Below are 21,725 nucleotides of genomic sequence, written 5' to 3'. Positions count from 1 at the left end.
AGCCAGGTTACGACGGCGGCAGCAGCCCCGTGAGCTTTTCTTGGGCCTGTTCCACGGCGGCCGTTTGGACGGGAACCGCCAATGTGATGCGCGTGATGACATTTTTCGAAGCCGATTCGAGGACGTACTCGGTACTGGAGGAGAGCTGGTTCCGGGCGTACCAAGCGCGTTGCCCCGCTTGCACGGGCGTCGGCGAGATCATCATCCGGGGCAGCTCCACTTTGGCGAGGGCGGCAGCGTCCGGGTAGACCGTCGTCGTGATGGTCAGCGCGTTGTTGGGGTCCGGGTCTTGGCCGCTCGGCACGGTCACCAGGCTGAAAATGCAACTCGTTTCCTTCACGCCCTGGTTTTCCGTGACGGATTGCACGGCCGGCTGGAGCTGGGAGGCGACGGCGCCGAGCTTCTGCCGGGCCTCCTGGACGCCGGGAACCTGGCAGGCTTTGGCGTCTGGCGTCCCTATGGTTCTGCCGTCCATGGCGGTGGTGCCGGGGGAAGCCGTGACATTGGTCCTTGGCGAGGCCGGCGCAGTGCTGGGCGCGGTGCTGCCAGGGCCCGCCGGGGTGCCCTGGCACGCAGTCAGCAACACGCCGGCGAGGACGATGGACAGCGGAAGTGCGGAGGCGCGGATCCGCTTACCAGAAGATGTCATAGCCTACCCCCATCACGATCCGGTCCCCGGCCTGCGCGGTTTGCATGAACTGCAACAGGTCCGGGTCGTTGAATGCCAGGCAGCCCCACGTGGGTTTGTTGTTGCCGTGCATGAAGATCGCGAAGCCTGCGTTCATGACGATGGACGAGTCCGGCGGGCGGTTGTAGTTGATGACCACGCCTTGGCGGTAATCGTGGGTGGGACGGGTGGCGAAGTACCACATGTTTTCGTCCGGGAAAATGTCCGAGCTGGATTCGAAGTACTGGTTGTAGTTTCCGTTCAACCGTCCGCCCCAGCGCGAGAACTGGTTCAGCGTGCGGTAAGACAAGGCAGTTCCCGGATTGCCCAGGCCGAATGCTTCGGTGACGGTGAAGGAGCCGGTGGGCGAGAACGCCTGCCACGTGGGCCCGGTCGCCACACCCGGACCCGCGAAACCGGACTCTCCGTCTGAGCCAATGGCGCCCCACTCCTTCACGTACTGCCCGTCGCCTGGCCTGCGGACACAGGTGATCATGGACACCTGGGTCGAACCGTAGGAGTCCGCGATAGCCAAGGACACCCGTTGCGCGCCCGCAGTGGGGTACTTCACGGCACCGGAGTTCAGGGCGTGGCAGTAACCCGCGGTGGAGATCGTGTACCGGACACCTCCGCCGCTAATCCACTGAAGCTGCCCGAATTGGAAGCTCTGGCTGCAGTTCCCGGCGCCATCGCAGGCCTCTGCAGTCATCGGGTACCCAATCACACTGTCCTGGGAATGGCGGGAATCGTAGAAGCCGCCCAGACCGCCCCAGACCGGCTCAGTGCCGGCTCCGATGGCAAAATAGATCTTTCCGCGCGCGAACTGCTGCATGCAACCGCCGAAGCGCAGGCCGCACTGTTCCTCGCCGCGCGGGGCGCCAAGGTACCCGTACATGCCGCCGAGGGATGCGAAACGGGCATTGATCGCGCCAATGACGGAGAACGTCCCGTACCCGGGGACGAAGTAGATCGCGCCATGCTGGAAAGATTGCGCGCACACGTTTCCGGAAAGCCCGCATTGCTCGTCGCCAACCGGATATCCGAGGTACCCGTTGGAGCCGCCGAAGGCCTGGTAACGCCCATTGATTGCGCCCCACACGCCGAAAGTGCCGTACCCGGGGACGTAGTAGATGGAACCACGCTGGAATTGCTGGCTACACGCGTTTCCCCGGAGCCCGCATTGCTCGTCCCCGATCGGATAGCCCAGTCCGCCTGCGTCCGCGCCGAGCGTTTGGTAGCGCGCATTGATCGCGGCCCAAACATAGAACGTGCCGGTTCCGGGGACGTAGTAGATCCAGCCCTTCTGGAATTGCTGCCGGCACGCGCCGCCGGGGAGCCCGCATTGCTGCTCGCCGATCGCAGGACCGAGTGCACCTGCGTCCCCGCCTAAACCGTCGTGCTTTGCGCCGATGGAGCCGGGAACAGCGAAGCCGGACGCGTGCACGGCCGGAGGTGAAGCCGGAGCGGGAGCCGTGGTCTCAGCGGGCGTCGGTACGCCTGGGTTACTGGGCGAGGGCCCGCCGGTCCCGGTCGGCCTCGGAGTCGGGGCATTGGTCGGTGCAGGAGACGCGGAAGGTGCCGGCGACGCGGAAGGCTCCGGGACCGACGTCGGGGGCGCGGTGTTGCTTTGCGGCGCGCCGCCGTCCACGGGGCCCTGGGAGGTTGCCGGGGACGCGGAAGGTGACGGAGCGGGGGTCGCCGGGGAAGGAGTTGCCAGCGCCGGGGCGGGCAGCAACGCCAAGCAGAGCCCAGCCGTCAAGGCGGCCCCGAAGCGGCGGAGCTGGACACGGCTGGATCGGATTGGCTGCAAGGCGGAACGGGAAGGGCTGCGCCTGCTGAAGGTCCCGGGGTTTGCGTCTATCTCAGAAATTGGCTTCTCCTCTACCAGCGCACTCAACCGTAGCCACCGCCCTTCAGGACAGTGGCCGCAGTGGTGCGACCGCAAAGAGAACCATCCCCCGAGGCACTGGACGGGCCGGGAAGGCCAGCAGAAACCGCCAGCGGCCAACCAACAACCCTGCGGGCAGGACGGACGCCGCCAAGCTCGCTGATCGTGACAATACAGCCTGCGACAGACTCTGGGTAGGCAGGCGCGCCGGTGATCTTGGCGGCGGGTGAACTGGACAGTTTCGGTAGAGTCGAAGCTATGACTCGCCGAAAGGTTCCAGCCGCAGCCGTCGCGCTCCCTTTCGTGTTGTGCCTGATCGCACTTGCGCCCGCGGAGACCGCAATGGCCGCACCCTGCGACCCCCAAGGCCTTCTAGGGGTGGTTGGCGTGTGCTCTCCCGACAACTCCCCGTCTCCCCGCCCAACGGGAAAGCCCGCCCCGTCGGCCACTGCCGCCCCACCGGTGCAGCCGCAACCTCAGCCGGATCCCGGCGTCGTGCTTCCGCCGCGCGGCGCGTCAACGCCTTCGACGGCGGCGATCGTGGAGCCGGATCCTACTCAGGCGGCGCCGCCCGCCACCACCGCGGCCGCAGCGCCTTCACCGATCCCTTCGAGCCCGAGCCCGTCGACGCCACATTCAACGTCTGCAGCGGCAGGCGACCCGGGAGCCCCCAACCAGGGCGACCGTCCCGTCGCTCCGGCAGTTTCACTTCCCGGGATCCTGTTGGCCTTCGGAGGCACGCTGATTGCCGCGGGCGGACTGGTAGGCCTCAAGAGATATCCGCCGCTTTAATCCCTCATTGAGTCTTCCTCGGGGCAAGCATTTGCGGGTCGTCCGGCTTGACGTCCTTGGAAGTGCGGTTCTTCGGCCGGTACGGCATGATCGGCTCGGACGCGAAACGTCGCGGGCCGCTCCACATGGAGGGCGGGGCATCGATCGCATAGGCAAGGGCGTATGCGACCTTTTCGTAGTTGACCCGCCAGCCCCTGAAATGGGGCCAGGCTTGCTCGGCCGTCACCTCAACCGGGTAATCGACAGTCCGCATAAGTTCCACGGCAGCTTGAAAGTCCTCAAACGTCACATCAAGTTCGGAATCGGGATCTGGGTCTTCGTCGACCGGGATACGAATGGCCCGGGCCACCTGGTTCATGCAGGTGAAACCCATTCGAAGGACTAGCCGCGCCCGTGTGTGCGCGACAGCCCCCGGGCTCAGGGAAAGCTGCAACGCGGCCGCGTCCATGACGCTGAGGAGGGAGTTGAGCCAGTTGGATTGCGATGAAGGCGAACGGAACCATACCAACGTGAGGTAGGTGCTGTGTGATTCGGCCACATCCGCAGCCCATCGCTCCCAGGTTCGATAAAGATCGCTGAGTTCGCTGGTGCTCGTTTGGGCGGCCATTCCGAACCGCGTGCGTACCAGAAGCTCCGGCCCCCATGACGGTGAACCGGCCCTCGATACCAGGAGCGTTACCTCGGCCTCCCGCCTGTTGAAGGCCGCATAAAGCGTAGGGAGGTACCCGATCTGCAAAGCGATCACGATCAAACCGGTGTACGCGGCTGCGTAAACCAATATCGTGTTGCCGACATTCGATGGCGCGGCGTAGCCCAGCGTGAACATCGCCGATCCGGCCTCGCTTGCGGCTTGCCAGGGATCACCGTCGACGAATGGAAGGAGCAGGAGACTGAATGACAGGTCGAAGACGATCACCCAAACCAACAGTCGGACGAACAGCGCCATGGGAGAATGCCAGGCAAGGATCCGGTCGCGTACTTCGTACGAGGCCACGGGCTTGGTAATAACTGTGAATATTTTCGCAGTGACCAGATGGGTCGCCCGTGAGAGGTTGCTGTGCAACGGCCGCGGCACGATCAGCGTTCCGATCACGCTCATCCAGTTCAGGAGCAAGCCAAGCAACCCGACCGAAAAACACGCCCACACGATTATTGTCACTGTGCTCTTTCGATAACGCCGGACACCAGTTAGCTATTGACCGCGGGAACGGACAAAGCAGGTGAGGCTCGTATCATTCATTCCGCCCTCGGATCTTGTCAAGGGTGACGGTTTCCGTGGGGCGGCTCGCCGGCTTGTTAGGATCGCCGCATGGAGTCGAGCGTTCCTGACAGCCCGAGCGTGGTCCCCCTCGTCCATCTTGTTCCCCGGCTCATCCCCGGTGCCGAACCGCCGTCGGAACTGCTCTTCCAGCGCCGGCTCGGTCCCGCTGGCCGGGCCATCGTGGCTGGCATCTTCGTCCTCGCCACGATGACCTGCGGGTGGCTCGCCATCGAGTTGTGGACCTCCCATACGCCCGGCTGGTGGTTCAACGCCCTGTTCACGGTAATGTTCGTCGGGCTCCTGATCGGCGTCTGGGCCGGCTTTGCGTCCTCCGTGAGGAACGGCGCACGGGAGCGGGCGACCCAGGACCAGTGGAAACGGGCGCGAACGACCGCCCGGCCGGTTCGTGGAAATGTCGCCTCCAGGCACGTAGGGCTCTCGGAAGACGGAGGAGTCTCATCCTTCTCCTTGACCATAACTACGGACCAGCCGGGCGTTGCGCCGTTCGAGGCTGAATGGAACCGGCCCTCGGGGAGTTCAGCAGACCTTCTGCAGTCCCAGGTCCCGGGCATAGGCTCCGAGGCCCGGGTCTGGGTCTGCGGCCAATCCCGGTCGGATCAACAGGTCTTCGCGGTGGAAGTCGCCGATCCGACGGTTGCGCTATACAGGGCGCACTAGCCCCGCCGCTCAACCGCCGCAAGAATGGCCTCGCCTAGTTCCGCCGGCTTGGTGAACTGCGGCCAGTGGCCGGTGGGCAGGTCCATGAATTCGATGTCCTTGATGCGGGCGAGTTCAGCCACGAAGGGGTGGCCGGATTCGATCCATTCGCCGAGCAGGCTGGAAGGAAACTCGCAGGCGATGATGGTGGCGGGGACGTCGTAGCGGCGCACGTCGTGCAAGCGCTGCTTATCAGTGGTGACGTTTTTTGGCTCCGGGATGGCGCGGGCGCGGAAGGCGGCCCGCATCTCGTCGTCGAGGTCCACGAGGTCCTCATTTTCGAACAGCTCCCAAGGTGGCAAGGGCACGGAATCGCCCTCAACAGGCAGCTCGTCGTTGATGACACCGCCCTCACCAAGCGGTCCACTGTCAACGTAGACCGCCCGGACCACACGGTCCGGGCGGGCGTCGACGGCGCCATGGATGATGGCGCCTCCCCCGGAGTGTCCCACCAACACCACGGGCTTGCCAACAGCGTCGACGGCCGCCACGACGGCGTCGATGTGATCCCTGAGCCCGATGCCGGACCTCGGGGCGTCTACGGCCTCCAGCCCGGGCAGCGTGAGTGGGTGGACCGTGTGCCCCGCAGCAGTGAGCGGAGGCGTGACCTCCGACCATGAAGAAGCGTCCAACCAGAATCCGGGAACCATGATGATGTCCATGCCGGTACCCTACGATGGGCCACCGACAGAATGAACCCTCGCGCGTTGTCCGGCATGCCAGGGCGCGTCAAAAGGTCACACTGCCGCGGTCCTGCCCGATCGAAGGAGCGGTGCGAAGAACGCGGCAAGTTCCGCCGTCGCGGTCAAGGGCAAGACGTTCGCGACATACTGGTCGGGCCGCACCACCACCACGACGCCCTTGCGGTCGAGGCCGCGCAACTCGAAGATGTCCGCCGAAGGATCGCTGCCGTAGACGTTTTCGAGGTACGTGAGCCGGAACGGTCCGACCTGCGGTTTGAACGCCTCCGGCACCGCCCCGATGTCAACGCCCGCATGCTCTTGCTGGTAGATCACCTTCACGTCGAACCACGCGTCGCGGTCGGCGCCCGACGGCGTTGCGGCCAGCGGCGAGTCCGGCGAGTTCGCGATCCACTCGGCGAAGTCCGCGACCGGTGAGCGTGTTCCCGATGGGTCCGTCCCGGCCCCGCTTGCGTCCGCGAAGACGTAGATCCGCCAGCGGCCATCCGCGGTGGCCTGGTGGCCCAGTTGCACTGGATTCGTGTCGCACACCCGCACCACGGGTGCCGATTTGAAGCGCTTGCCGATGGTGAAGCCCGTGGCCAAGCCTTGGTGTGTCGGCTCGGCGGTGATGGCCGAGGGGGCGTAATGGGTCATGAAACCGGCGGGGAACTCCGCGGTGCTCACGTAGAAGCGCTCCAACTCGGTGGGATCCTCGAACTCCTCGGGCTTCTTCGCCATGAGTGTGGACCACTCTTTGTCGAAGTCGATGAGGTTCTTCGCCACCACTTGGCGGTCGGCGGAGTACGTGGACAGCAGGCTCTCCGGGCTGCGGCCTTCGAGTACGTGTCCGAGCTTCCATGCCAGGTTGAAGCCATCCTGCATCGAGACGTTCATGCCCTGGCCGGCCTTGGCGCTGTGCGTGTGGCAAGCATCGCCGGCAATGAACACACGTGGGGTGCGGGTGCCGCGCTCGTGCGGCAGGACGTCGTCGAACCTGTCTGTGAGGCGGTGGCCCACTTCGTAGACACTGTGCCAGGCGACGTTACGCACATCGAGCGTGTAAGGATGCAGGATTTCGTTGGCCTTGGCGATGATTTCTTCGATGGTGGTGTTCCGCACGGAGCGGTTGTCGTTCCGATCCACCTCCCCGAGGTCTACGTACATGCGGAAGAGATGGCCGCCCTCCCGGGGAATCAACAGGATGCTGCCACCGGCGCCGGACTGGATGGCGCACTTCGTGCGGATGTCCGGGAAGTCCGTGACCGCAAGGACGTCCATGACGCCCCAGGCGTGGTTGGCTTGGTCGCCGGCGAGGGTGCATCCGATGGACTCCCGCACCTTGCTCCTGGCGCCATCAGCCCCCACGACGTACTTGGCCCGGACAACGCGTTCCTGGCCTTCGTGGGGTCCGGAGGTGTGGAGAAGGGTGACCGCGACGGGGTAGTCCCCCTGGTCGGTGACCTCGAGGCGGCGGAACTCGTAACCGTAGTCGGGGGACATGCGGGTAGGTGAGTTCGCCATGAACTCTGCGAAGTAGTCCAGCACGCGCGCCTGGTTGACGATGAGGTGCGGGAATTCGCTGATCTCTCCCGTCGGGTCATCGAGGGCGCGCGCGGTGCGGATGATGCGCGAAGGGTCCGAGGGGTCCGGCTTCCAGAACGCCATCTCGGTGATCCGGTAGGCCTCGGCGATGATCCGCTCCGCGAACCCGAAGGCCTGGAACGTCTCCACGCTCCGGGCTTGGATGCCGTCCGCCTGGCCGATCGCGAGCCTGCCGGGGCGCCGCTCAACGATCCGGGTTGTGACGCCCGGGAACTGGGACAACTGCGCGGCGGCGAGCATGCCGGCGGGTCCGCTGCCAACGATGAGCACGTCGACTTCGTCGGGAAGCTCGGCCGGACGGTCTATTCCAACGCCGGCTGCCGGCTGGATCCGTGGGTCGCCGGAGACATAACCGTGGTGGTGGAACTGCATGGACTTTCCTCACCTCATTGTGGGGTTGTTCAATTATGGAACTGTAAATTCTTTATCTGAACCTTGATCTGAATTCATACTGTACGGCAGGTGTGACGCGGGCTACAAGGACGGCGCCCGAAAGAGGGGGTTGACGTCTCCAAACTCCCGCGCCATAGTTTTCGTATACGATTTCGTACTCGATGAGGAGTGATCTTGGAACCAGTCACCGACCACATCCTGGCAGGAGCCCGCAAGGTCATCGCGGTACATATCAACTACCCCAGCCGGGCAATCCAGCGGGGCCGCACGCCGGAACAGCCGTCGTACTTCTTGAAGCCACCGTCGTCCTTGGCGCTTGGTGGCTCAGCGGTGGAGCGTCCGGCCGGCTGTGAACTCCTGGGCTACGAGGGTGAGATCGCGTTGGTCATGGGCAGGCCGGCTCGGCGGGTCGGCCTCGAGGATGCGTGGAGCCACGTCGGGTGGGTGACGGCAAGCAATGACCTTGGTGTGTACGATCTCCGCTACGCGGACAAGGGCTCCAATCTCAGGTCCAAGGGCGGCGATGGCTTCACTCCGGTGGGCCCGGCACTTATCCCGGCAGACGCCGTCGACCCCTCCGCGCTGCGGGTCCGCACTTGGCACAACGGCGAACTCGTCCAGGACGACACCACCGAAGACCTGCTGTTCCCTTTCGCGCGCCTCGTCGCCGATCTTTCCCAGCTCCTCACGCTCGAACCCGGCGACATCATCCTGACCGGCACCCCCGCCGGCGCCTCCGTCGCCCAGCCGGGCGACGTCGTCGAAGTCGAAGTCACCGGCGGTGAGTTCAGCTCGGGTCGTCTCACCACCACGGTGACGGAAGGTACGACGCCGTTCGCGGACTTCGGCGCCAGGCCCAAGGCTGATGACACCCAGCGGGAGGAAGCGTACGGTTCCCGTGAAGCGGCCGGGCTCCCTGCCGCCGTCGTTCCGGTCCTTGCGCCGGAACTGAAGAAGAAGCTGGAGTCCGTCGCCACGGCCACCCTGTCCAGCCAGTTGCGCAAGCGCGGGCTCAACAACGTCAGCATCGACGGACTGCAGGCCACCCGCCCGGACCGCCGCGTCGTCGGGCTCGCCCGGACGCTTCGCTATGTGCCCAACCGGGAGGATCTGTTCAAGATCCACGGAGGCGGGTTCAACGCCCAGAAACGGGCAATCGATTCCGTGAATGAGGGCGAGATCCTGGTCATGGAAGCCCGCGGTGAGAAGGGCACCGGGACCGTGGGCGACATCCTCGCCATGCGTGCCCAAGTGCGCGGTGCCGCGGCCATCATCACCGACGGGGGCGTCCGCGACTATTCGGCGGTCGCGGGACTGGACATGCCCACTTACTTCGCCAATCCGCACCCGGCCGTCCTGGGGCGGCGGCACATCCCGTGGGACACGGACATCACCATCGCCTGCGGCGGGGCGACGGTCCAGCCCGGGGACATCATCGTGGCCGACTCGGACGGGATCCTGGTGATACCCCCGGCCATCGCCGAAGAACTGGTGGACGAGTGCATCGAGCAGGAGAAGGAAGAAGCCTTCATCTTGGAGATGGTCAAGCAGGGCAACAGCGTGGACGGGCTCTACCCGATGAACGCCCAATGGCGTGCCCGCTACGCAGAGTGGGTAGGAACGCACGGTGACTGAAACCGCCGTCGGGAGCAAATCCGAGCAGGCCTACGCGGCCGTGAAGGCGCGCATCGTGGAGGGCACATACACGCCGGGGTACCGGCTGGTGCTCGCCAAGATCGCAGAGGACCTCGGCGTCAGCGTGGTCCCGGTCCGGGAAGCCATCCGCCGCCTGGAGGCCGAAGGGCTGGTGAAGTTCGAACGCAACGTCGGCGCCACGGTCTCCGGGATCGACCCCACCGAGTACCTGTACACGATGCAGACCTTGAGCATCATCGAGGGCGCGGCGACGGCGTTGTCCGCACCCCTGATCGATGCCGTGGCCATTGCCCGGGCCCGCGCGGTCAACTCCGAGATGCGGGACTGCCTCGAGCATTTCGACCCTGTCCGCTTCACCGCGCTGAACCAGGATTTTCACAGCGTGCTCTTTGAACACTGTCCCAATCCGCACATCCTGGACCTCGTACACCGGGGCTGGAACCGGCTCGCCTCGATCAGGGCCACGACCTTCCGCTTCATTCCGGGCCGGGCCCAGGAATCCGTGCAAGAGCATGAAGCACTGCTCCAACTCATCGAGTCAGGAGCGGACGCCGACACCATCGAACAAGCCGCCCGCCGCCACCGCGCCGCCACCCTCGACGCGTACCTCGCCCAGAGCAACGCGGGGTCACTTAGCGCCCATTAAACCGCCCAACATGGGCCGTAAGTGACCCCGCGTTGCACCAAAGAAGGAAGAAACAATGACGTTCACCGCACCGGCCACCGCCACCCACTACATCCCGGAAAACCTGCCTACCCACATCCAGCACTACATCAACGGCCAATTCGTAGACTCGGTCAGCGGGAAGACCTTCGATGTCCTGGACCCGGTGTCCAACACCAACTACGCCACCGCCGCCGCAGGCCAGAAGGAAGACATCGATCTTGCGGTCGCTGCGGCCCGCGAAGCCTTCGTGAACGGTCCATGGCCGAAGCTGAAGCCCCGCGAGCGTGCGACGGTGTTGAACCGGATCGCCGACGCCGTCGAAGCCCAGGAAGAGCGCCTCGCCGAACTGGAGACCTTCGATACCGGCCTGCCGATTACCCAGGCCAAGGGCCAGGCACTGCGAGCCGCCGAGAACTTCCGCTTCTTCGCGGACCTGATCGTGGCCCAGTTCGACGACGCCATGAAGGTCCCGGGATCGCAGATCAACTACGTAAACCGCAAGCCGATCGGCGTCGCAGGCCTGATCACCCCGTGGAACACGCCGTTCATGCTGGAGTCCTGGAAGCTTGCCCCCGCCCTGGCGACGGGCAACACCGTGGTCCTCAAGCCGGCCGAGTTCACCCCCTTGTCCGCGTCTCTTTGGGCGCAAATCTTCAAGGACGCCGGCCTGCCCGACGGTGTGTTCAACCTGGTCAACGGCCTGGGTGAGGAAGCCGGCGATGCCCTGGTGAAGCACCCGGACGTGCCGCTCATTTCCTTCACGGGCGAGACCACCACGGGCCAGACGATCTTCCGCAACGCCGCGGCCAACCTCAAGGGCCTGTCCATGGAGCTCGGCGGCAAGTCCCCGTGTGTCGTGTTCGCCGACGCCGACCTCGACGCCGCGATCGATTCCGCCCTGTTCGGGGTCTTCTCCCTCAACGGGGAACGCTGCACGGCCGGCTCCCGCATCCTTGTTGAACGGGCCATTTACGAGGAGTTCTGCGAGAAGTACGCCGCCCGTGCAAAGAACATCGTGGTAGGTGACCCGCACGATCCCAAGACCCAGGTGGGTGCCCTCGTCCACCCCGAGCACTACGCCAAGGTCGCGTCGTACGTGGAGATCGGCAAGTCCGAAGGCCGCCTCCTCGCCGGCGGGGGACGGCCGGAAAACCTCCCCGACGGGCTCAACAACAGCAACTACATCGCTCCCACGGTGTTTGCCGACGTTGCGCCCGACGCGCGGATCTTCCAGGAGGAGATTTTCGGTCCCGTCGTCGCGATCACCCCGTTCGAGAACGACGAAGAAGCCCTCGCCCTCGCGAACAACACCAAATACGGCCTGGCGGCCTACATCTGGACCCGCGACCTGACCCGCGCCCACAACTTCGCCCAGAACGTCGAAGCCGGCATGGTGTGGCTCAACAGCCACAACGTGCGGGACCTGCGCACCCCGTTCGGTGGCGTCAAGGCTTCGGGACTGGGCCACGAGGGCGGCTACCGCTCCATTGATTTCTACACGGACCAGCAGGCGGTCCACATCACCCTCGGAGCTGTACATACCCCCAAGTTCGGCGCCTAAGACAGAGTTGAAGAGAGACCACCATGACCAACTTCGTTCCCACCCCCACAGTCCCGGCGCCGGACATCGTCCGTTGCGCGTACCTCGAACTCGTGGTCACCGACCTGGCCAAATCCCGCGAGTTCTACGTTGACCTCCTCGGCCTTCACGTCACCGAGGAAGACGAGAACGCCATTTACCTGCGCTCCTTCGAGGAGTTCATCCACCACAACCTGGTCCTGCGCAAGGGGCCGGTCGCCGCGGCCGCCGCGTTCGCGTACCGGGTGAAGTCGCCCGCCGAAGTCGACGCCGCCGAGGCCTACTACAAGGAGCTCGGCTGCCGGGTGGAGCGCCGCAGGGACGGCTTCACCAAGGGCGTGGGCGACTCCGTCCGCGTCGAGGATCCGCTGGGCTTCCCCTATGAGTTCTTCTACGAGGTGGAGCACGTCGAACGCCTCACCCAGCGCTACGACCTGTACTCCGCCGGGGAACTGGTGCGCCTGGACCACTTCAACCAGGTCACCCCCGATGTTCCGCGCGGCCGCAAATACCTCGAGGACCTCGGCTTCCGCGTCTCGGAGGACATCAAAGATGCCGACGGCGTGACGTACGCCGCGTGGATGCACCGCAAGCAGACTGTGCACGACACCGCACTGACCGGCGGCAACGGCCCGCGCCTGCACCACATCGCGTTTTCCACCCACGAGAAGCACAACATCATCCAGATCTGCGACAAGATGGGCGCCCTGCGCATCAGCGACCGGATCGAACGCGGCCCCGGACGGCACGGTGTGTCCAACGCGTTCTACCTCTACATCCTTGACCCGGACGGCCACCGCGTGGAGATCTACACCCAGGACTACTACACCGGCGACCCGGACAACCCCACCGTCACCTGGGACGTGCACGACAATCAGCGCCGCGACTGGTGGGGCAACCCCGTGGTCCCGTCCTGGTACACCGAGGCCTCCCTCGTCCTGGACCTGGACGGCAACCCGCAGCCGGTCGTTGTCCGTGAGGAAAAGAGCGAAATGGCCGTAACGGTCGGTGCCGACGGCTTCTCTTACACGCGCAAGAGCGACGACGGCGACGCGTCCGGACCCGCCGCCGCCGAAGGCTTCAAGCTCGGAGCGCAGGTCTAAGCCGATGCTTGACCCGAAGACGATAGAAACCATTGCGGATGAGCTGCTGGAAGCCGGGCGGAGCCGGACCCCTGTTCCCCTCCTGACTGCCCGGTACCCGGAGATGACGGTTGAGGATTCCTACGCCGTGCAGCGGTTGTGGCGCAGCCGCAACGAGGAAGCGGGCCGGAAGCTGGTGGGCCGCAAGATCGGGCTGACCTCCAAAGCCATGCAGGCGGCGACGGGCATCACGGAACCGGACTATGGCGCGATCTTTGACGACATGGTCCTGGAAACAGGCTGCTCCATACCCTGGGACCGGTACACGCACCCCCGGGTGGAGGTGGAACTCGCGTTCGTGCTCAAAAAGGACCTGTCCGGGCCGGGCTGCAGCATCTTCGACGTCCTGAACGCCACCGACTACGTGGTTCCGGCCCTTGAAATCCTGGATTCCAGGATCGAGATGGAAGGCCGGACCATCGTGGACACCATCTCGGATAACGCAGCGATGGGTGCCATGGTGGTGGGCGGACGCCCGGTCCGTCCGGACGCCGTCGACCTCCGCTGGGTGTCGGCCATCCTGTACAAGAACCAGACCGTGGAGGAAACCGGCGTCGCCGCCGGCGTCCTGGACCATCCGGCGAACGGCGTGCACTGGCTCGTTAACAAGATCGCTGCGCATGGCGACGGGCTGAAGGCGGGAGAGATCGTCCTCGCAGGCTCCTTCACCCGCCCGCTCTGGGTGTACAAAGGCGATACCGTCCACGCCGACTATGGACCGTTGGGAGCTGTCACATGCCGGTTCGAGTAGAGCCTGACCGCACATTCCGCGAGGCCTTGGCTGCCACGGACCGGCCCCTTGCAGGGATGTGGGTATGTTCCGGCAGCCCGTTGATCGCCGAACTGTGCGCCGGAGCCGGCCTGGACTGGCTCCTCATCGACGCCGAACACAGCCCCAACGGCCTCGAATCCATCCTTGCCCAACTCCAGGCCGTGCGCGGCTACCCGGTCCAGGTCGTGGTCCGGCCGCCGGTCAACGACGCCGTGCTCCTCAAGCAATACCTGGACCTCGGCGTGCAGGACCTGCTCATCCCCATGGTCAACTCCGCCGCGGAAGCCAAGGCCGCCGTCGACGCCGTGCGCTACCCGCCGCACGGCGTCCGGGGCGTCGGCTCGGCCCTGGCCCGCGCCTCACGCTGGAACCGCATCCCGGACTACCTCGCCCGGGCCGCGGAAACCATCAGCGTCACGGTCCAGATCGAAACCGAGGCCGCCGTCGCCGCGGTGGAGGAGATCCTGGCGGTCGACGGCGTCGATGCCATCTTCCTCGGGCCCTCCGACCTTGCGGCGTCCCTGGGCCTGCTCGGCGAGCAGGAACACCCCAAGGTGCGCGCCGCCGTCGAGCACTGCCTTTCCGCGGCAAGGACCGCGGGCAAACCGGGCGGGGTCAACGCCTTCAACGAAGCGACGGCGCGGGACTATATGGATGCCGGTGCCTCGTTCGTGCTGGTCGGCGCGGATGTCGCGGTGCTTGCCCGCGGCACTGAGGCCCTCGCCGGCAAGTTCATTCCCACAGCCCCCGACGACGGCGGCGCTCCCTTTGGCGGGACAGGTGACGTCCGGCCGAGCTACTGAGCTAGGTAGGTAGTCGCCACTCTTCCGGGCGTCCCCGGGCGGGACTAGATTGGATATCCCGAGGCCACTCGGGGTCGGTCGATGAGGGGGTCGGCCGCAACTTCAATGGAGCATGCCGTGGTCCCGCAACCAGATCTCAATCCCAGTCAAGCCGCAGCCATCGCCCAACCGCCGGCTGCACGGCATTCAGGGCCTGCCGAGTACGATCTCCGGGCGGTTTACGTCCCGCAGTCCGGGTTGTTCCTGGACGACGAGGGGCGCGAATTCTTCGTCACCGCCGTGGAATTCTGGGAGCATGCGACCGTAGTCAGTCTCTGCTGGAAACGCAGGCCCGTGGCAGGACAGGGAAGTCCGCCCCTCGTCGCCACGGATGAGAACGATCGGGTGCTTGGCGTGAAGCGCATCTGGAACGTCGGCGCGCGCTCGATCCAACATTTCGAACCGATCTCATCCTCGGCCCGCGCATTGACGGTGCTCATCGCCAGGAAAACAGGAACCCAGGAGCTGTTCAGTTGCAGGACGCCCCAGGCAAAGCCTGACGCAACGGTCTAGGGTTAGGGACACCGCCCGCTGAAGCTCCCCACCTTTGGATCCAAACGACGACGGCAACCCGCGCCACGTAGCGGGCGGCGCCGTCGTCGGGCGTGAAAAGCGGGGAATTCCAGCGGACGTCCGGTGACACCGCGGGCGGCAAACCAGGACACTGCACGCCTGAGCACTGCCTAGCCTGCCTGCCGGACTCTGCGGGTGGTCCTGCGGATATGATCCGGCGTCAGGCCGGTCAGCGAGGCAAGTTCAAGGTCATCGCAGGCTTGGGTGCGGAGCGCCGCGACAATCAACGTTTCCCGCTGTTGAGTGATCTCGTCGCGGTGCCTTTCGGCGGCTTTGAGTTGCTCGCTTTTCGCCTTGAGGGCATCCACATGTGCGCCTCGCGGAAGCCCACTCGGGTGCAGGTCGTCGTAAGCCAAACCAATGGTTCGGACAGCGCGAATGTTTTCCCCGGTCACCGAGGAAATTGTGGCCGGAGTGAGCCCATCTTCAAGGGCCTGGGCGATCATCTCGTTGCGGGCAGCGGTCAATGTTCGGATGGCGCTCGAAGCGTGGGACAGGAGTTGCCTATGCGCCGCGAGGGCGTGGGCGAGCCTGGCACGCTCCCCTTTGGCCGCAGTTTGGGGCCGGGCTGGAGCATTTGCCCGGTAGGTGTATCTGCCGGTGGCTGATGGGCCCCGAAGGGAGCCGGATTGGGCTGGCATTTTGTCCCTTTCGGACTCTTCGCTGACTTTTCTGATCTATGAAATCTAGGCCGCGTTCGCAGGGCCGCGGAAATACCAATACCGTGTGAACCCATAAGGAAAGTGCATGGCAAGGGCGACGAACGGGTTCGCTTTGAGGGTAGCTTCCAAACGCCGTTCGCTGTATCGTTTCGCGTAGTACCTGAAACGGAGTAGGCAATGGCACGAAACAACACGGAAGTGGCGTGGGCCGATCCGGCGCTGCTGATCCTCACAAGCCTCGCGGGCGGTCCCAAACATGGCTACGCGATCATCCAGGATACGGAAGAACAAGCTGGCATAACGCTCGGGCCCGGGACGCTTTACGGAGCGTTGGCCCGCTTGGAAGAACGGGGCCATATCCGCGCCCTGCCCGGTGAGGACCGCCGACGTCCTTATGAACTGACGGCCAGCGGTTCCGCCGTTTTGGCGCAGCGCCTGAAGGCGATGCGGAACTTGGCCAGCCAAGGGCTTGCACGGCTTCGGACGGCCCAGCCGTGAGGCGCTTTGCCCGGCGGGTGCTGCGGTGGTACCCGCCGTCGTTCCGTGCCCGTTACGGCGATGAGCTCGACGCGTTGGTGGACAGCCTCTCTGGATCAGCGCGGACCACGGCTGATTTGTTGTGGGGTGCTGTCCGGGCATGGCTCCGGCCGGCCTTTCCCGGAGCGGACGGAACCCGTCGAAGGTTGCTAGCCAGTGTTTCGACCACCTGGATCGCGTGGTGCGCCGGTTTTTTGGTCGCACCCGCAGCGAACAAGGCGCTGCTTGACCCGCCCGGTGCCGGTACGGGCATGACCGTTCGCATTCTGCTGTACTGCGGCCTAGGGCTGTTCGCGGTCGGTTGGCTGCTTGCGTTGGCCGCCGCGATCCTCTTGCTCGTCCGGGCGGTCCTGCCGGTAAGCCGGTCACGGGCCTGGTTTGCCCTGAAACCCCTGCTTCCAGCCGTGGTTCTGGGGGTCATCGAGGCAGCCCTCATGCTCGCACTGCTCCTGATGAGCCAATCGAACGCCCTCACGCGGAATCCAACGATCGCGTCCATTGTCTTGACCGCGTGGCTCGTCGGCCTGGCAGCCTTCTTGGGCTGCCTGGGCATAGGGGCTGCGGTGAGCCTCCAACGCCTGGAGATCAAAGCGTCGACGCTGCAGATACCGGCGTTGCTCGCCGTGCCGCTCGCACTGATCCTCGCAACAATGAGCGCGTGCGACATTGCGGCAGTGATCCTTGCCGGCGACGCAGCTTTGTTCGGCAGCATCGTTCCTGTCATCGTCGTGCTTGCAGTCGCGGGCACGGCGTCAATGGTGGCATTGACCAGTTCCGCCAGGGGAATTCCGGCCATCCGCCACGCCTAGGCGAAGTCGGTCCGCGCCTCAGTGGCGCCGAAAAACGTTGCGTCGGGAGGGCCCGACGCCGGGCGTTCAGTCCTCGTGCAGTGCTTGCGTCAGGTGGTGCGTGGGAATCCGGTCGCGGTCATACGTGATTTCCGTGTAGCCGTGCGGCTCCGGCCGGCCGTCTTGGCCGAGGTTGACGAACACGATTTCCTCGATGGTCAGGATACTCTCGCGGGTGATCATGTTGCGCACCTCCGCCCGCATGGTCAGTGATGTCCGGCCGAAACGGACCGCCGTCAGGCCCATCTCCACCAGATCGCCCTGGACGGCCGAGCTGACAAAGTTGATTTCAGAGATGTACTTGGTGACGGCTCGGCCATTTCCAAGTTGGAGGATTGCATAGATTGCAGCTTCCTCGTCGATCCATTTCAGCAGGCTTCCACCGAACAGCGTGCCGTTGGCGTTGAGGTCCTCCGGGCGTATCCACTTTCGGGTACGGAACGTGATGTCAGCCTTTTCCATAATGCGAGATTAGCTGAGGCCGGGCGCCTGCGTCTCCTGTGGCGTGCCATGCCCGGCTCGACTCCGTAACATGGATACGGTGATGACGATCGACAAAATCCACCGCAGCGCCGGGTTTGGCGCCCGGCTGTCCGGCTTGGACCGCTGACCATGCCACCGGTGGATGCCGTGCTGGGTGCCTGGTCGATGAACTGGCCTGCCCTGGTCGTCCTCGTTGCTTCGATCGCACTGTATTCAAAGGGCCTGATTGCTGCCAAGCGCCGGGATATCCGCTGGCCCTTCTGGAACTCTTTTGCCTTCTTCGCTCTTGGCCTGGGTAGTTTCGCGGCCCTGAGCTTTGGCTTCCCGGGAACCTACAGCCATGAGCTGAGGTGGGCATTCACCCTCAAAGTGGCGTCCTATCTGTTTGTGGTGCCGCTGTTGGTAGGCCTGGGCAAGCCGTTGACCCTTGCCCGGCAGACCCTTGGTCCGGTGGGTTCGGCCAGGCTGGAAACGGTCCTCGGGCATCGGCTCGTCCGCATGCTCAGCAACACACTCGTCGCGGCCCTCCTGGGGCTGGCGATGTTCACACTGTTCCTGACCCCGTTCTTCTACGTACTCCGGACCGACCCCGCCGCCGATGTCATACTGACTTTGCTCGTGCCGGTCATGGGACTCCTCATGACCGTTCCGATCATGGAAGACGGCGCGGGACGCACCTCGTCGCTCATCGTGGTCGAGTTCATCTTTGTCTTCATCGAGCTGCTTGCCGACGCGGTGCCCGGGATCCTGATGCGACTCAGCCCGGACATTCTCGACGGCGCCGCCTCGGTCGCGGCCAATCGGCCGGCCTGGTTCCCCTCGCCGTTGCGCGACCAGCAAATTGCGGGGGACCTGATGTGGTTCCTCGCGGAGATCGTGGACCTTCCCCTCATCATCCTGATGTTCGTCCGCTTCTCCCGGACCGACAAGCACGAGGCCAAGAGCTTCGACGACTTGAGCGATGAAGAAATCGAAGCCCTGAATCGGGCACATCTGGGGCAGGGCGGCCGCGGCCTGGATTGATCCGCGTGCCGGGGCTCACGCCATCGCAGTGTGCGATGCGCTGTGCGAATCTATCGGCTTGGCGTAGCACTGCGAGTGGCTCGCATCGGTGTAGGGGCCGAAATTGGGCACCGCGGCGAAGCCGGCGCTTTCGTAGAAGCTGCGGCCGTCCGATTGGGCCGATCCCGCTTCCGCTGTGATCATGCTGAAACCGCGGGCGTGTGCCTGCGCCTCGAGCGCGGCAAGGATTGAACTGGCTACTCCTGAGCCCCTGGCGTACGGGACGACGTAAAGCCGCTTGATCTCCGCGGTTTTGGCGTCCAGGATCCTTAGCCCTCCGCAGCCCAAGGGCTGGCCTGAGCACTTTTCATAGGCGACGACGAAAACGGCTGTATCGGCTTCCGACGGCGCGGGTCCGGGCTCGTGGTCTGAGTTCCCGAAGCGGGCGTCCAGTTCCGCTTGCTGCGCCGCGCGGAGGTCTGCTCCCACCGGGTTTGCCCAGGTTACCTGCCTGATGTTGAGCCGCGGATTGGTCTGCATCGAAACCTCTTTCGCCGGAGGGGGTTATGCATACCAAGCCTAGGAAGCGGCGGTTACCGCGGTGTTTCCTCCGCGTAAGCGTCCGGAGAATTACCGGGGCGTGGATGCCCGTTCCAGGCAGCCGTCATTCGACGGCGTCGCCGGCGGGATCTTCGACCGTCCGGTCGGCCAAGGCGAGTCCGCCAACGGGGCTTTGGTCCCAGTGCAGCAGGCGCCAGCCGGTTTCCGGATCGCCGTCGACTGCCACGATTCCGGTGTTCTGCAGCTGGTGGGTGGCGGCGAACTCGCGGCCAACATCCGCGGCACGGCGCCCTGCCCAGCAGCGGATCGCCGCACCATGGCTGACCACGACGGCGGTTTCGTCGCCGGACGCGGCAACTTTGGCAATGGCAGCGTCGTAGCGGGCGAAGAACTCGTGTCCATCGCCGGCGCCCGGCATGCGGACGTCGAGTTTGCCGTCGGTCCAGTCGAAAACGGTGCTCATGTACCGGTGGTGCGACTGGTGGTCGGTGAGTTTCTCCAAATCCCCGGCCTCAATCTCCTGCAGGCCGTCCAATACGGTGGCCTCGAGTCCGAGGGCTTTTGCGAGCGGGGCGGCCGTCAACTGCGTGCGGATCAAGGTCGATGCGTAGATGGCCGTGATGTCCTCGTTGGCCAGGGAGCCCGGCAGCGCAGCGGCTTGGCGTTCGCCGAGCTCTGTCAGCCCTGGACCGGGAAACGCCGTGTCCAATTGCCCCAGGACGTTTCCGGGGGTTTGTCCGTGCCGGATAAGCAAGAGCCTCATGATTTCAGCCAATCAGGCCCGGCACACGAGTGCCGGGCCGACATGCCGCCCGTCCCGCAGCACCGGGTTTTTCACTTCAGGTGGTCCACCAACTGGTCCGCGATGCCGGTGTACTTGCCCGGAGTGAGTGCCAGAAGGCGTGCCTCGGCGTCGGGAGACAGTCCCAACCCGGAGACGAACTCCTGCATGCGGGCGGCGTCCACCCGCTGACCGCGGGTGAGATTTTTGAGGCGCTCGTACGGGTTCTCCATGCCCTCGACCCCGGCGATGGCCTCGGCGCGCATGACCATCTGGATCGCCTCGCCCAGGACTTCCCAGTTGGTGTCGAGATCGGCTGCCAGTACTTCCTCGGCAACGTCAAGGGCTTTCAGTCCCTTGGCAACATTCGAGATCGCAAGAAGCGAATGTCCGAATGCAACGCCGATGTTGCGTTGCGAGGAAGAGTCGGTCAGGTCCCGCTGCCAGCGGGAGGTAACGAGCGTCGCGGCCAGGGTGTCCAGCAATCCGTTGGAAATCTCCAGGTTTGCCTCGGCGTTTTCGAAGCGGATCGGGTTGACCTTGTGCGGCATGGTGGAGGAGCCCGTGGCGCCTGCAACCGGGATCTGGCGGAAGTAGCCGATCGAGATGTAGCTCCAGATGTCCGTGCAGACGTTATGCAGAATGCGGTTGAAGCGCGCGACGTCGGCGTAGAGTTCGGCCTGCCAGTCGTGGCTCTCGATCTGGGTGGTCAGCGGGTTCCATGTCAGTCCCAGTCCCTCTACGAAGGAGCGGGCGATGGCCTGCCAGTCGGCACCGGGAACGGATGCCACATGCGCGGCATAGGTGCCGGTGGCGCCGTTGATCTTGCCCAGGTACTGGGTCTTGGAAATGCGGTCCAGCTGGCGGTTCAGGCGGTGCGCGATGACTGCCAGTTCCTTGCCAAGAGTGGTTGGGGTCGCGGGCTGGCCGTGCGTGCGTGAAAGCATGGGGACTGCGCGGTTTGCCTCGGCCATTGCTTCGATTTGCTTCACGAGTGCCGTTGCGGCGGGCAGCCAGACGTCCTCGACCGCGCCCTTGACGCCCAGGGCGTAGGAAAGGTTGTTGATGTCTTCCGAGGTGCAGCCAAAGTGCACCATGGCCGTCAGGTTCTCGATGCCGATTGCTGGCAGTCGGCGCCCGATGTAGTACTCAACCGCCTTGACGTCGTGGACAGTGACGGCTTCGATTTCGGCAAGTTCGGTGACCGAGGCGGCATCGAACTCGGTGACGATGGCGCGGAGCTTCTCCTGCTGTTCAGCAGTGAGCGGCCCGGCGCCGGGAAGCACGTTGTTGCTGGTCAGGTGGATGAGCCACTCGACCTCGACGGCCACGCGGTCGCGGTTGAGCGCGGCCTCGGACAAATAGTCGACCAAGGGAGCGACAGCGGAGTGGTACCGGCCGTCCAGCGGGCCCAGGGCGATCGGCTCCGGCGACGCGGCGAGGGCCAGGCGTCCAGAGGGCGTACGGGTAACAGCTGTGGCGACGGTTTCAGGCATGAGGCAATTCTTTCATGAACTCGGCTCGCACCCTTAGCCGGACTTCCCTATGTGAATAACGTCGCTTCTGCCCTCGCCAGCCGCGTCTCCTGCAGGTTATCCACATAGCCCAACACGGCGG

Annotated in this window: 22 protein-coding genes; 12 read left to right on the top strand and 10 right to left on the bottom strand. The window is 64.9% G+C overall.

Going from position 1 to position 21,725, the window contains the following annotated elements; translation table 11 throughout:
- Positions 1-7: 7 nt before the first annotated feature.
- Entirely contained in the window at positions 8-649 is a 642-nt protein-coding gene (locus tag L0B83_RS09870) for a hypothetical protein (protein ID WP_234758234.1), read from the bottom strand.
- Entirely contained in the window at positions 633-2,111 is a 1,479-nt protein-coding gene (locus tag L0B83_RS09865; RefSeq protein WP_234758233.1) for a hypothetical protein, read from the bottom strand. Before L0B83_RS09865 ends, L0B83_RS09870 begins: the two co-directional genes overlap by 17 nt.
- A 702-nt stretch (positions 2,112-2,813) precedes the next feature.
- Between L0B83_RS09865 and L0B83_RS09860 the strand changes: the two genes are divergently transcribed.
- The gene (locus tag L0B83_RS09860) at positions 2,814-3,347 is read left to right on the top strand and encodes a hypothetical protein (protein WP_234758232.1); all 534 of its coding nucleotides are present in this window, start codon (positions 2,814-2,816) and stop codon (positions 3,345-3,347) included.
- A gap of 4 nt (positions 3,348-3,351) precedes the next feature.
- Here the strand turns inward: L0B83_RS09860 and L0B83_RS09855 are convergent, their stop codons facing one another.
- Complete coding sequence (locus L0B83_RS09855) at positions 3,352-4,506, bottom strand: hypothetical protein (RefSeq protein ID WP_234758231.1); 1,155 nt, start codon at positions 4,504-4,506, stop codon at positions 3,352-3,354.
- A 150-nt stretch (positions 4,507-4,656) separates the two neighbouring features.
- Here L0B83_RS09855 and L0B83_RS09850 point away from each other — a divergent pair, with 150 nt between their 5' ends.
- Entirely contained in the window at positions 4,657-5,286 is a 630-nt protein-coding gene (locus L0B83_RS09850) for a hypothetical protein (RefSeq protein WP_234758230.1), read from the top strand.
- Here L0B83_RS09850 and L0B83_RS09845 read toward each other — a convergent pair.
- Together L0B83_RS09845 and L0B83_RS09840 are read right to left on the bottom strand one after the other, a co-directional pair.
- Complete coding sequence (locus L0B83_RS09845; RefSeq protein ID WP_234758229.1) at positions 5,283-5,987, bottom strand: alpha/beta fold hydrolase; 705 nt, start codon at positions 5,985-5,987, stop codon at positions 5,283-5,285. The genes L0B83_RS09850 and L0B83_RS09845 overlap by 4 nt on opposite strands.
- A 75-nt stretch (positions 5,988-6,062) precedes the next feature.
- Positions 6,063-7,982 (bottom strand): FAD-binding monooxygenase, encoded by a 1,920-nt coding sequence (locus L0B83_RS09840; protein ID WP_234758228.1) that lies wholly within the window; start codon positions 7,980-7,982, stop codon positions 6,063-6,065.
- 195 nt (positions 7,983-8,177) lie between these two features.
- Between L0B83_RS09840 and L0B83_RS09835 the strand changes: the two genes are divergently transcribed.
- The 7 genes from L0B83_RS09835 to L0B83_RS09805 all read left to right on the top strand — a co-directional run bounded on the left by L0B83_RS09835 (position 8,178) and on the right by L0B83_RS09805 (position 15,174).
- Positions 8,178-9,638 carry a fumarylacetoacetate hydrolase family protein gene (locus L0B83_RS09835; RefSeq protein ID WP_234758227.1) on the top strand — a complete coding sequence of 487 codons (1,461 nt, stop codon included), beginning with the start codon at positions 8,178-8,180 and terminating at the stop codon, positions 9,636-9,638.
- Positions 9,631-10,305, top strand: coding sequence for a GntR family transcriptional regulator (locus tag L0B83_RS09830; RefSeq protein ID WP_234758226.1), 675 nt, complete (start codon positions 9,631-9,633; stop codon positions 10,303-10,305). The genes L0B83_RS09835 and L0B83_RS09830 overlap by 8 nt, the downstream gene beginning before the upstream one ends.
- Before the next feature lie 55 nt (positions 10,306-10,360).
- Positions 10,361-11,887, top strand: a complete 1,527-nt coding sequence (hpaE, locus tag L0B83_RS09825) for a 5-carboxymethyl-2-hydroxymuconate semialdehyde dehydrogenase (RefSeq protein WP_234758225.1) — start codon at positions 10,361-10,363, stop codon at positions 11,885-11,887.
- Positions 11,888-11,910: 23 nt separating this feature from the next.
- On the top strand, positions 11,911-13,008 hold the full coding sequence (gene hpaD / locus L0B83_RS09820; protein ID WP_234758224.1) for a 3,4-dihydroxyphenylacetate 2,3-dioxygenase: 1,098 nt from the start codon (positions 11,911-11,913) through the stop codon (positions 13,006-13,008).
- 4 nt (positions 13,009-13,012) lie between these two features.
- On the top strand, positions 13,013-13,798 hold the full coding sequence (gene hpaH / locus L0B83_RS09815) for a 2-oxo-hept-4-ene-1,7-dioate hydratase (RefSeq protein WP_234758223.1): 786 nt from the start codon (positions 13,013-13,015) through the stop codon (positions 13,796-13,798).
- Entirely contained in the window at positions 13,783-14,622 is an 840-nt protein-coding gene (locus L0B83_RS09810) for an HpcH/HpaI aldolase family protein (RefSeq protein ID WP_234758222.1), read from the top strand. The genes hpaH and L0B83_RS09810 overlap by 16 nt, the downstream gene beginning before the upstream one ends.
- Before the next feature lie 117 nt (positions 14,623-14,739).
- The gene (locus L0B83_RS09805; protein ID WP_234758221.1) at positions 14,740-15,174 is read left to right on the top strand and encodes a hypothetical protein; all 435 of its coding nucleotides are present in this window, start codon (positions 14,740-14,742) and stop codon (positions 15,172-15,174) included.
- Positions 15,175-15,344: 170 nt separating this feature from the next.
- Here the strand turns inward: L0B83_RS09805 and L0B83_RS09800 are convergent, their stop codons facing one another.
- On the bottom strand, positions 15,345-15,875 hold the full coding sequence (locus L0B83_RS09800) for a hypothetical protein (protein ID WP_234758220.1): 531 nt from the start codon (positions 15,873-15,875) through the stop codon (positions 15,345-15,347).
- Positions 15,876-16,073: 198 nt separating this feature from the next.
- Between L0B83_RS09800 and L0B83_RS09795 the strand changes: the two genes are divergently transcribed.
- Together L0B83_RS09795 and L0B83_RS09790 are read left to right on the top strand one after the other, a co-directional pair.
- Complete coding sequence (locus L0B83_RS09795) at positions 16,074-16,394, top strand: PadR family transcriptional regulator (RefSeq protein WP_234758219.1); 321 nt, start codon at positions 16,074-16,076, stop codon at positions 16,392-16,394.
- On the top strand, positions 16,391-17,242 hold the full coding sequence (locus tag L0B83_RS09790) for a hypothetical protein (RefSeq protein ID WP_234758218.1): 852 nt from the start codon (positions 16,391-16,393) through the stop codon (positions 17,240-17,242). Before L0B83_RS09795 ends, L0B83_RS09790 begins: the two co-directional genes overlap by 4 nt.
- Before the next feature lie 66 nt (positions 17,243-17,308).
- On the opposite strand, the gene L0B83_RS09785 is transcribed toward L0B83_RS09790, so the two are convergent.
- The gene (locus tag L0B83_RS09785; protein WP_234758217.1) at positions 17,309-17,743 is read right to left on the bottom strand and encodes an acyl-CoA thioesterase; all 435 of its coding nucleotides are present in this window, start codon (positions 17,741-17,743) and stop codon (positions 17,309-17,311) included.
- Positions 17,744-17,893: 150 nt separating this feature from the next.
- Between L0B83_RS09785 and L0B83_RS09780 the strand changes: the two genes are divergently transcribed.
- Entirely contained in the window at positions 17,894-18,787 is an 894-nt protein-coding gene (locus L0B83_RS09780; RefSeq protein ID WP_234758216.1) for a cytochrome c oxidase assembly protein, read from the top strand.
- 15 nt (positions 18,788-18,802) lie between these two features.
- Here L0B83_RS09780 and L0B83_RS09775 read toward each other — a convergent pair whose 3' ends face one another.
- From L0B83_RS09775 to purB, 3 genes are all read right to left on the bottom strand, one after another.
- On the bottom strand, positions 18,803-19,306 hold the full coding sequence (locus tag L0B83_RS09775) for a GNAT family N-acetyltransferase (RefSeq protein ID WP_234758215.1): 504 nt from the start codon (positions 19,304-19,306) through the stop codon (positions 18,803-18,805).
- Between the two features lie 124 nt (positions 19,307-19,430).
- A complete protein-coding gene (locus L0B83_RS09770; RefSeq protein WP_234758214.1) occupies positions 19,431-20,090 on the bottom strand; it encodes a histidine phosphatase family protein in 660 nt (219 codons plus the stop codon).
- Positions 20,091-20,161: 71 nt separating this feature from the next.
- On the bottom strand, positions 20,162-21,604 hold the full coding sequence (purB, locus tag L0B83_RS09765) for an adenylosuccinate lyase (protein ID WP_234758213.1): 1,443 nt from the start codon (positions 21,602-21,604) through the stop codon (positions 20,162-20,164).
- Positions 21,605-21,725: the final 121 nt, after the last annotated feature.

The sequence above is a fragment of the Arthrobacter alkaliphilus genome (assembly GCF_021483235.1).
Lineage (GTDB): Bacteria > Actinomycetota > Actinomycetes > Actinomycetales > Micrococcaceae > Arthrobacter > Arthrobacter alkaliphilus.
Note: the sequence above shows the minus strand (reverse complement) of the source record. Positions and strands in the feature narration are given on the sequence as shown.

Bases quoted from the DNA above. Each gene is read 5' to 3' on its own strand.
- L0B83_RS09870 (WP_234758234.1), bottom strand. From the start codon at position 649: ATGACATCTTCTGGTAAGCGGATCCGCGCCTCCGCACTTCCGCTGTCC.
- L0B83_RS09860 (WP_234758232.1), top strand. From the start codon at position 2,814: ATGACTCGCCGAAAGGTTCCAGCCGCAGCCGTCGCGCTCCCTTTCGTG.
- L0B83_RS09850 (WP_234758230.1), top strand. From the start codon at position 4,657: ATGGAGTCGAGCGTTCCTGACAGCCCGAGCGTGGTCCCCCTCGTCCAT.
- L0B83_RS09845 (WP_234758229.1), bottom strand. From the start codon at position 5,987: ATGGACATCATCATGGTTCCCGGATTCTGGTTGGACGCTTCTTCATGG.
- L0B83_RS09840 (WP_234758228.1), bottom strand. From the start codon at position 7,982: ATGCAGTTCCACCACCACGGTTATGTCTCCGGCGACCCACGGATCCAG.
- hpaE (WP_234758225.1), top strand. From the start codon at position 10,361: ATGACGTTCACCGCACCGGCCACCGCCACCCACTACATCCCGGAAAAC.
- hpaD (WP_234758224.1), top strand. From the start codon at position 11,911: ATGACCAACTTCGTTCCCACCCCCACAGTCCCGGCGCCGGACATCGTC.
- hpaH (WP_234758223.1), top strand. From the start codon at position 13,013: ATGCTTGACCCGAAGACGATAGAAACCATTGCGGATGAGCTGCTGGAA.
- L0B83_RS09810 (WP_234758222.1), top strand. From the start codon at position 13,783: ATGCCGGTTCGAGTAGAGCCTGACCGCACATTCCGCGAGGCCTTGGCT.
- L0B83_RS09800 (WP_234758220.1), bottom strand. From the start codon at position 15,875: ATGCCAGCCCAATCCGGCTCCCTTCGGGGCCCATCAGCCACCGGCAGA.
- L0B83_RS09795 (WP_234758219.1), top strand. From the start codon at position 16,074: ATGGCACGAAACAACACGGAAGTGGCGTGGGCCGATCCGGCGCTGCTG.
- L0B83_RS09785 (WP_234758217.1), bottom strand. From the start codon at position 17,743: ATGGAAAAGGCTGACATCACGTTCCGTACCCGAAAGTGGATACGCCCG.
- L0B83_RS09780 (WP_234758216.1), top strand. From the start codon at position 17,894: ATGCCACCGGTGGATGCCGTGCTGGGTGCCTGGTCGATGAACTGGCCT.
- L0B83_RS09775 (WP_234758215.1), bottom strand. From the start codon at position 19,306: ATGCAGACCAATCCGCGGCTCAACATCAGGCAGGTAACCTGGGCAAAC.
- L0B83_RS09770 (WP_234758214.1), bottom strand. From the start codon at position 20,090: ATGAGGCTCTTGCTTATCCGGCACGGACAAACCCCCGGAAACGTCCTG.
- purB (WP_234758213.1), bottom strand. From the start codon at position 21,604: ATGCCTGAAACCGTCGCCACAGCTGTTACCCGTACGCCCTCTGGACGC.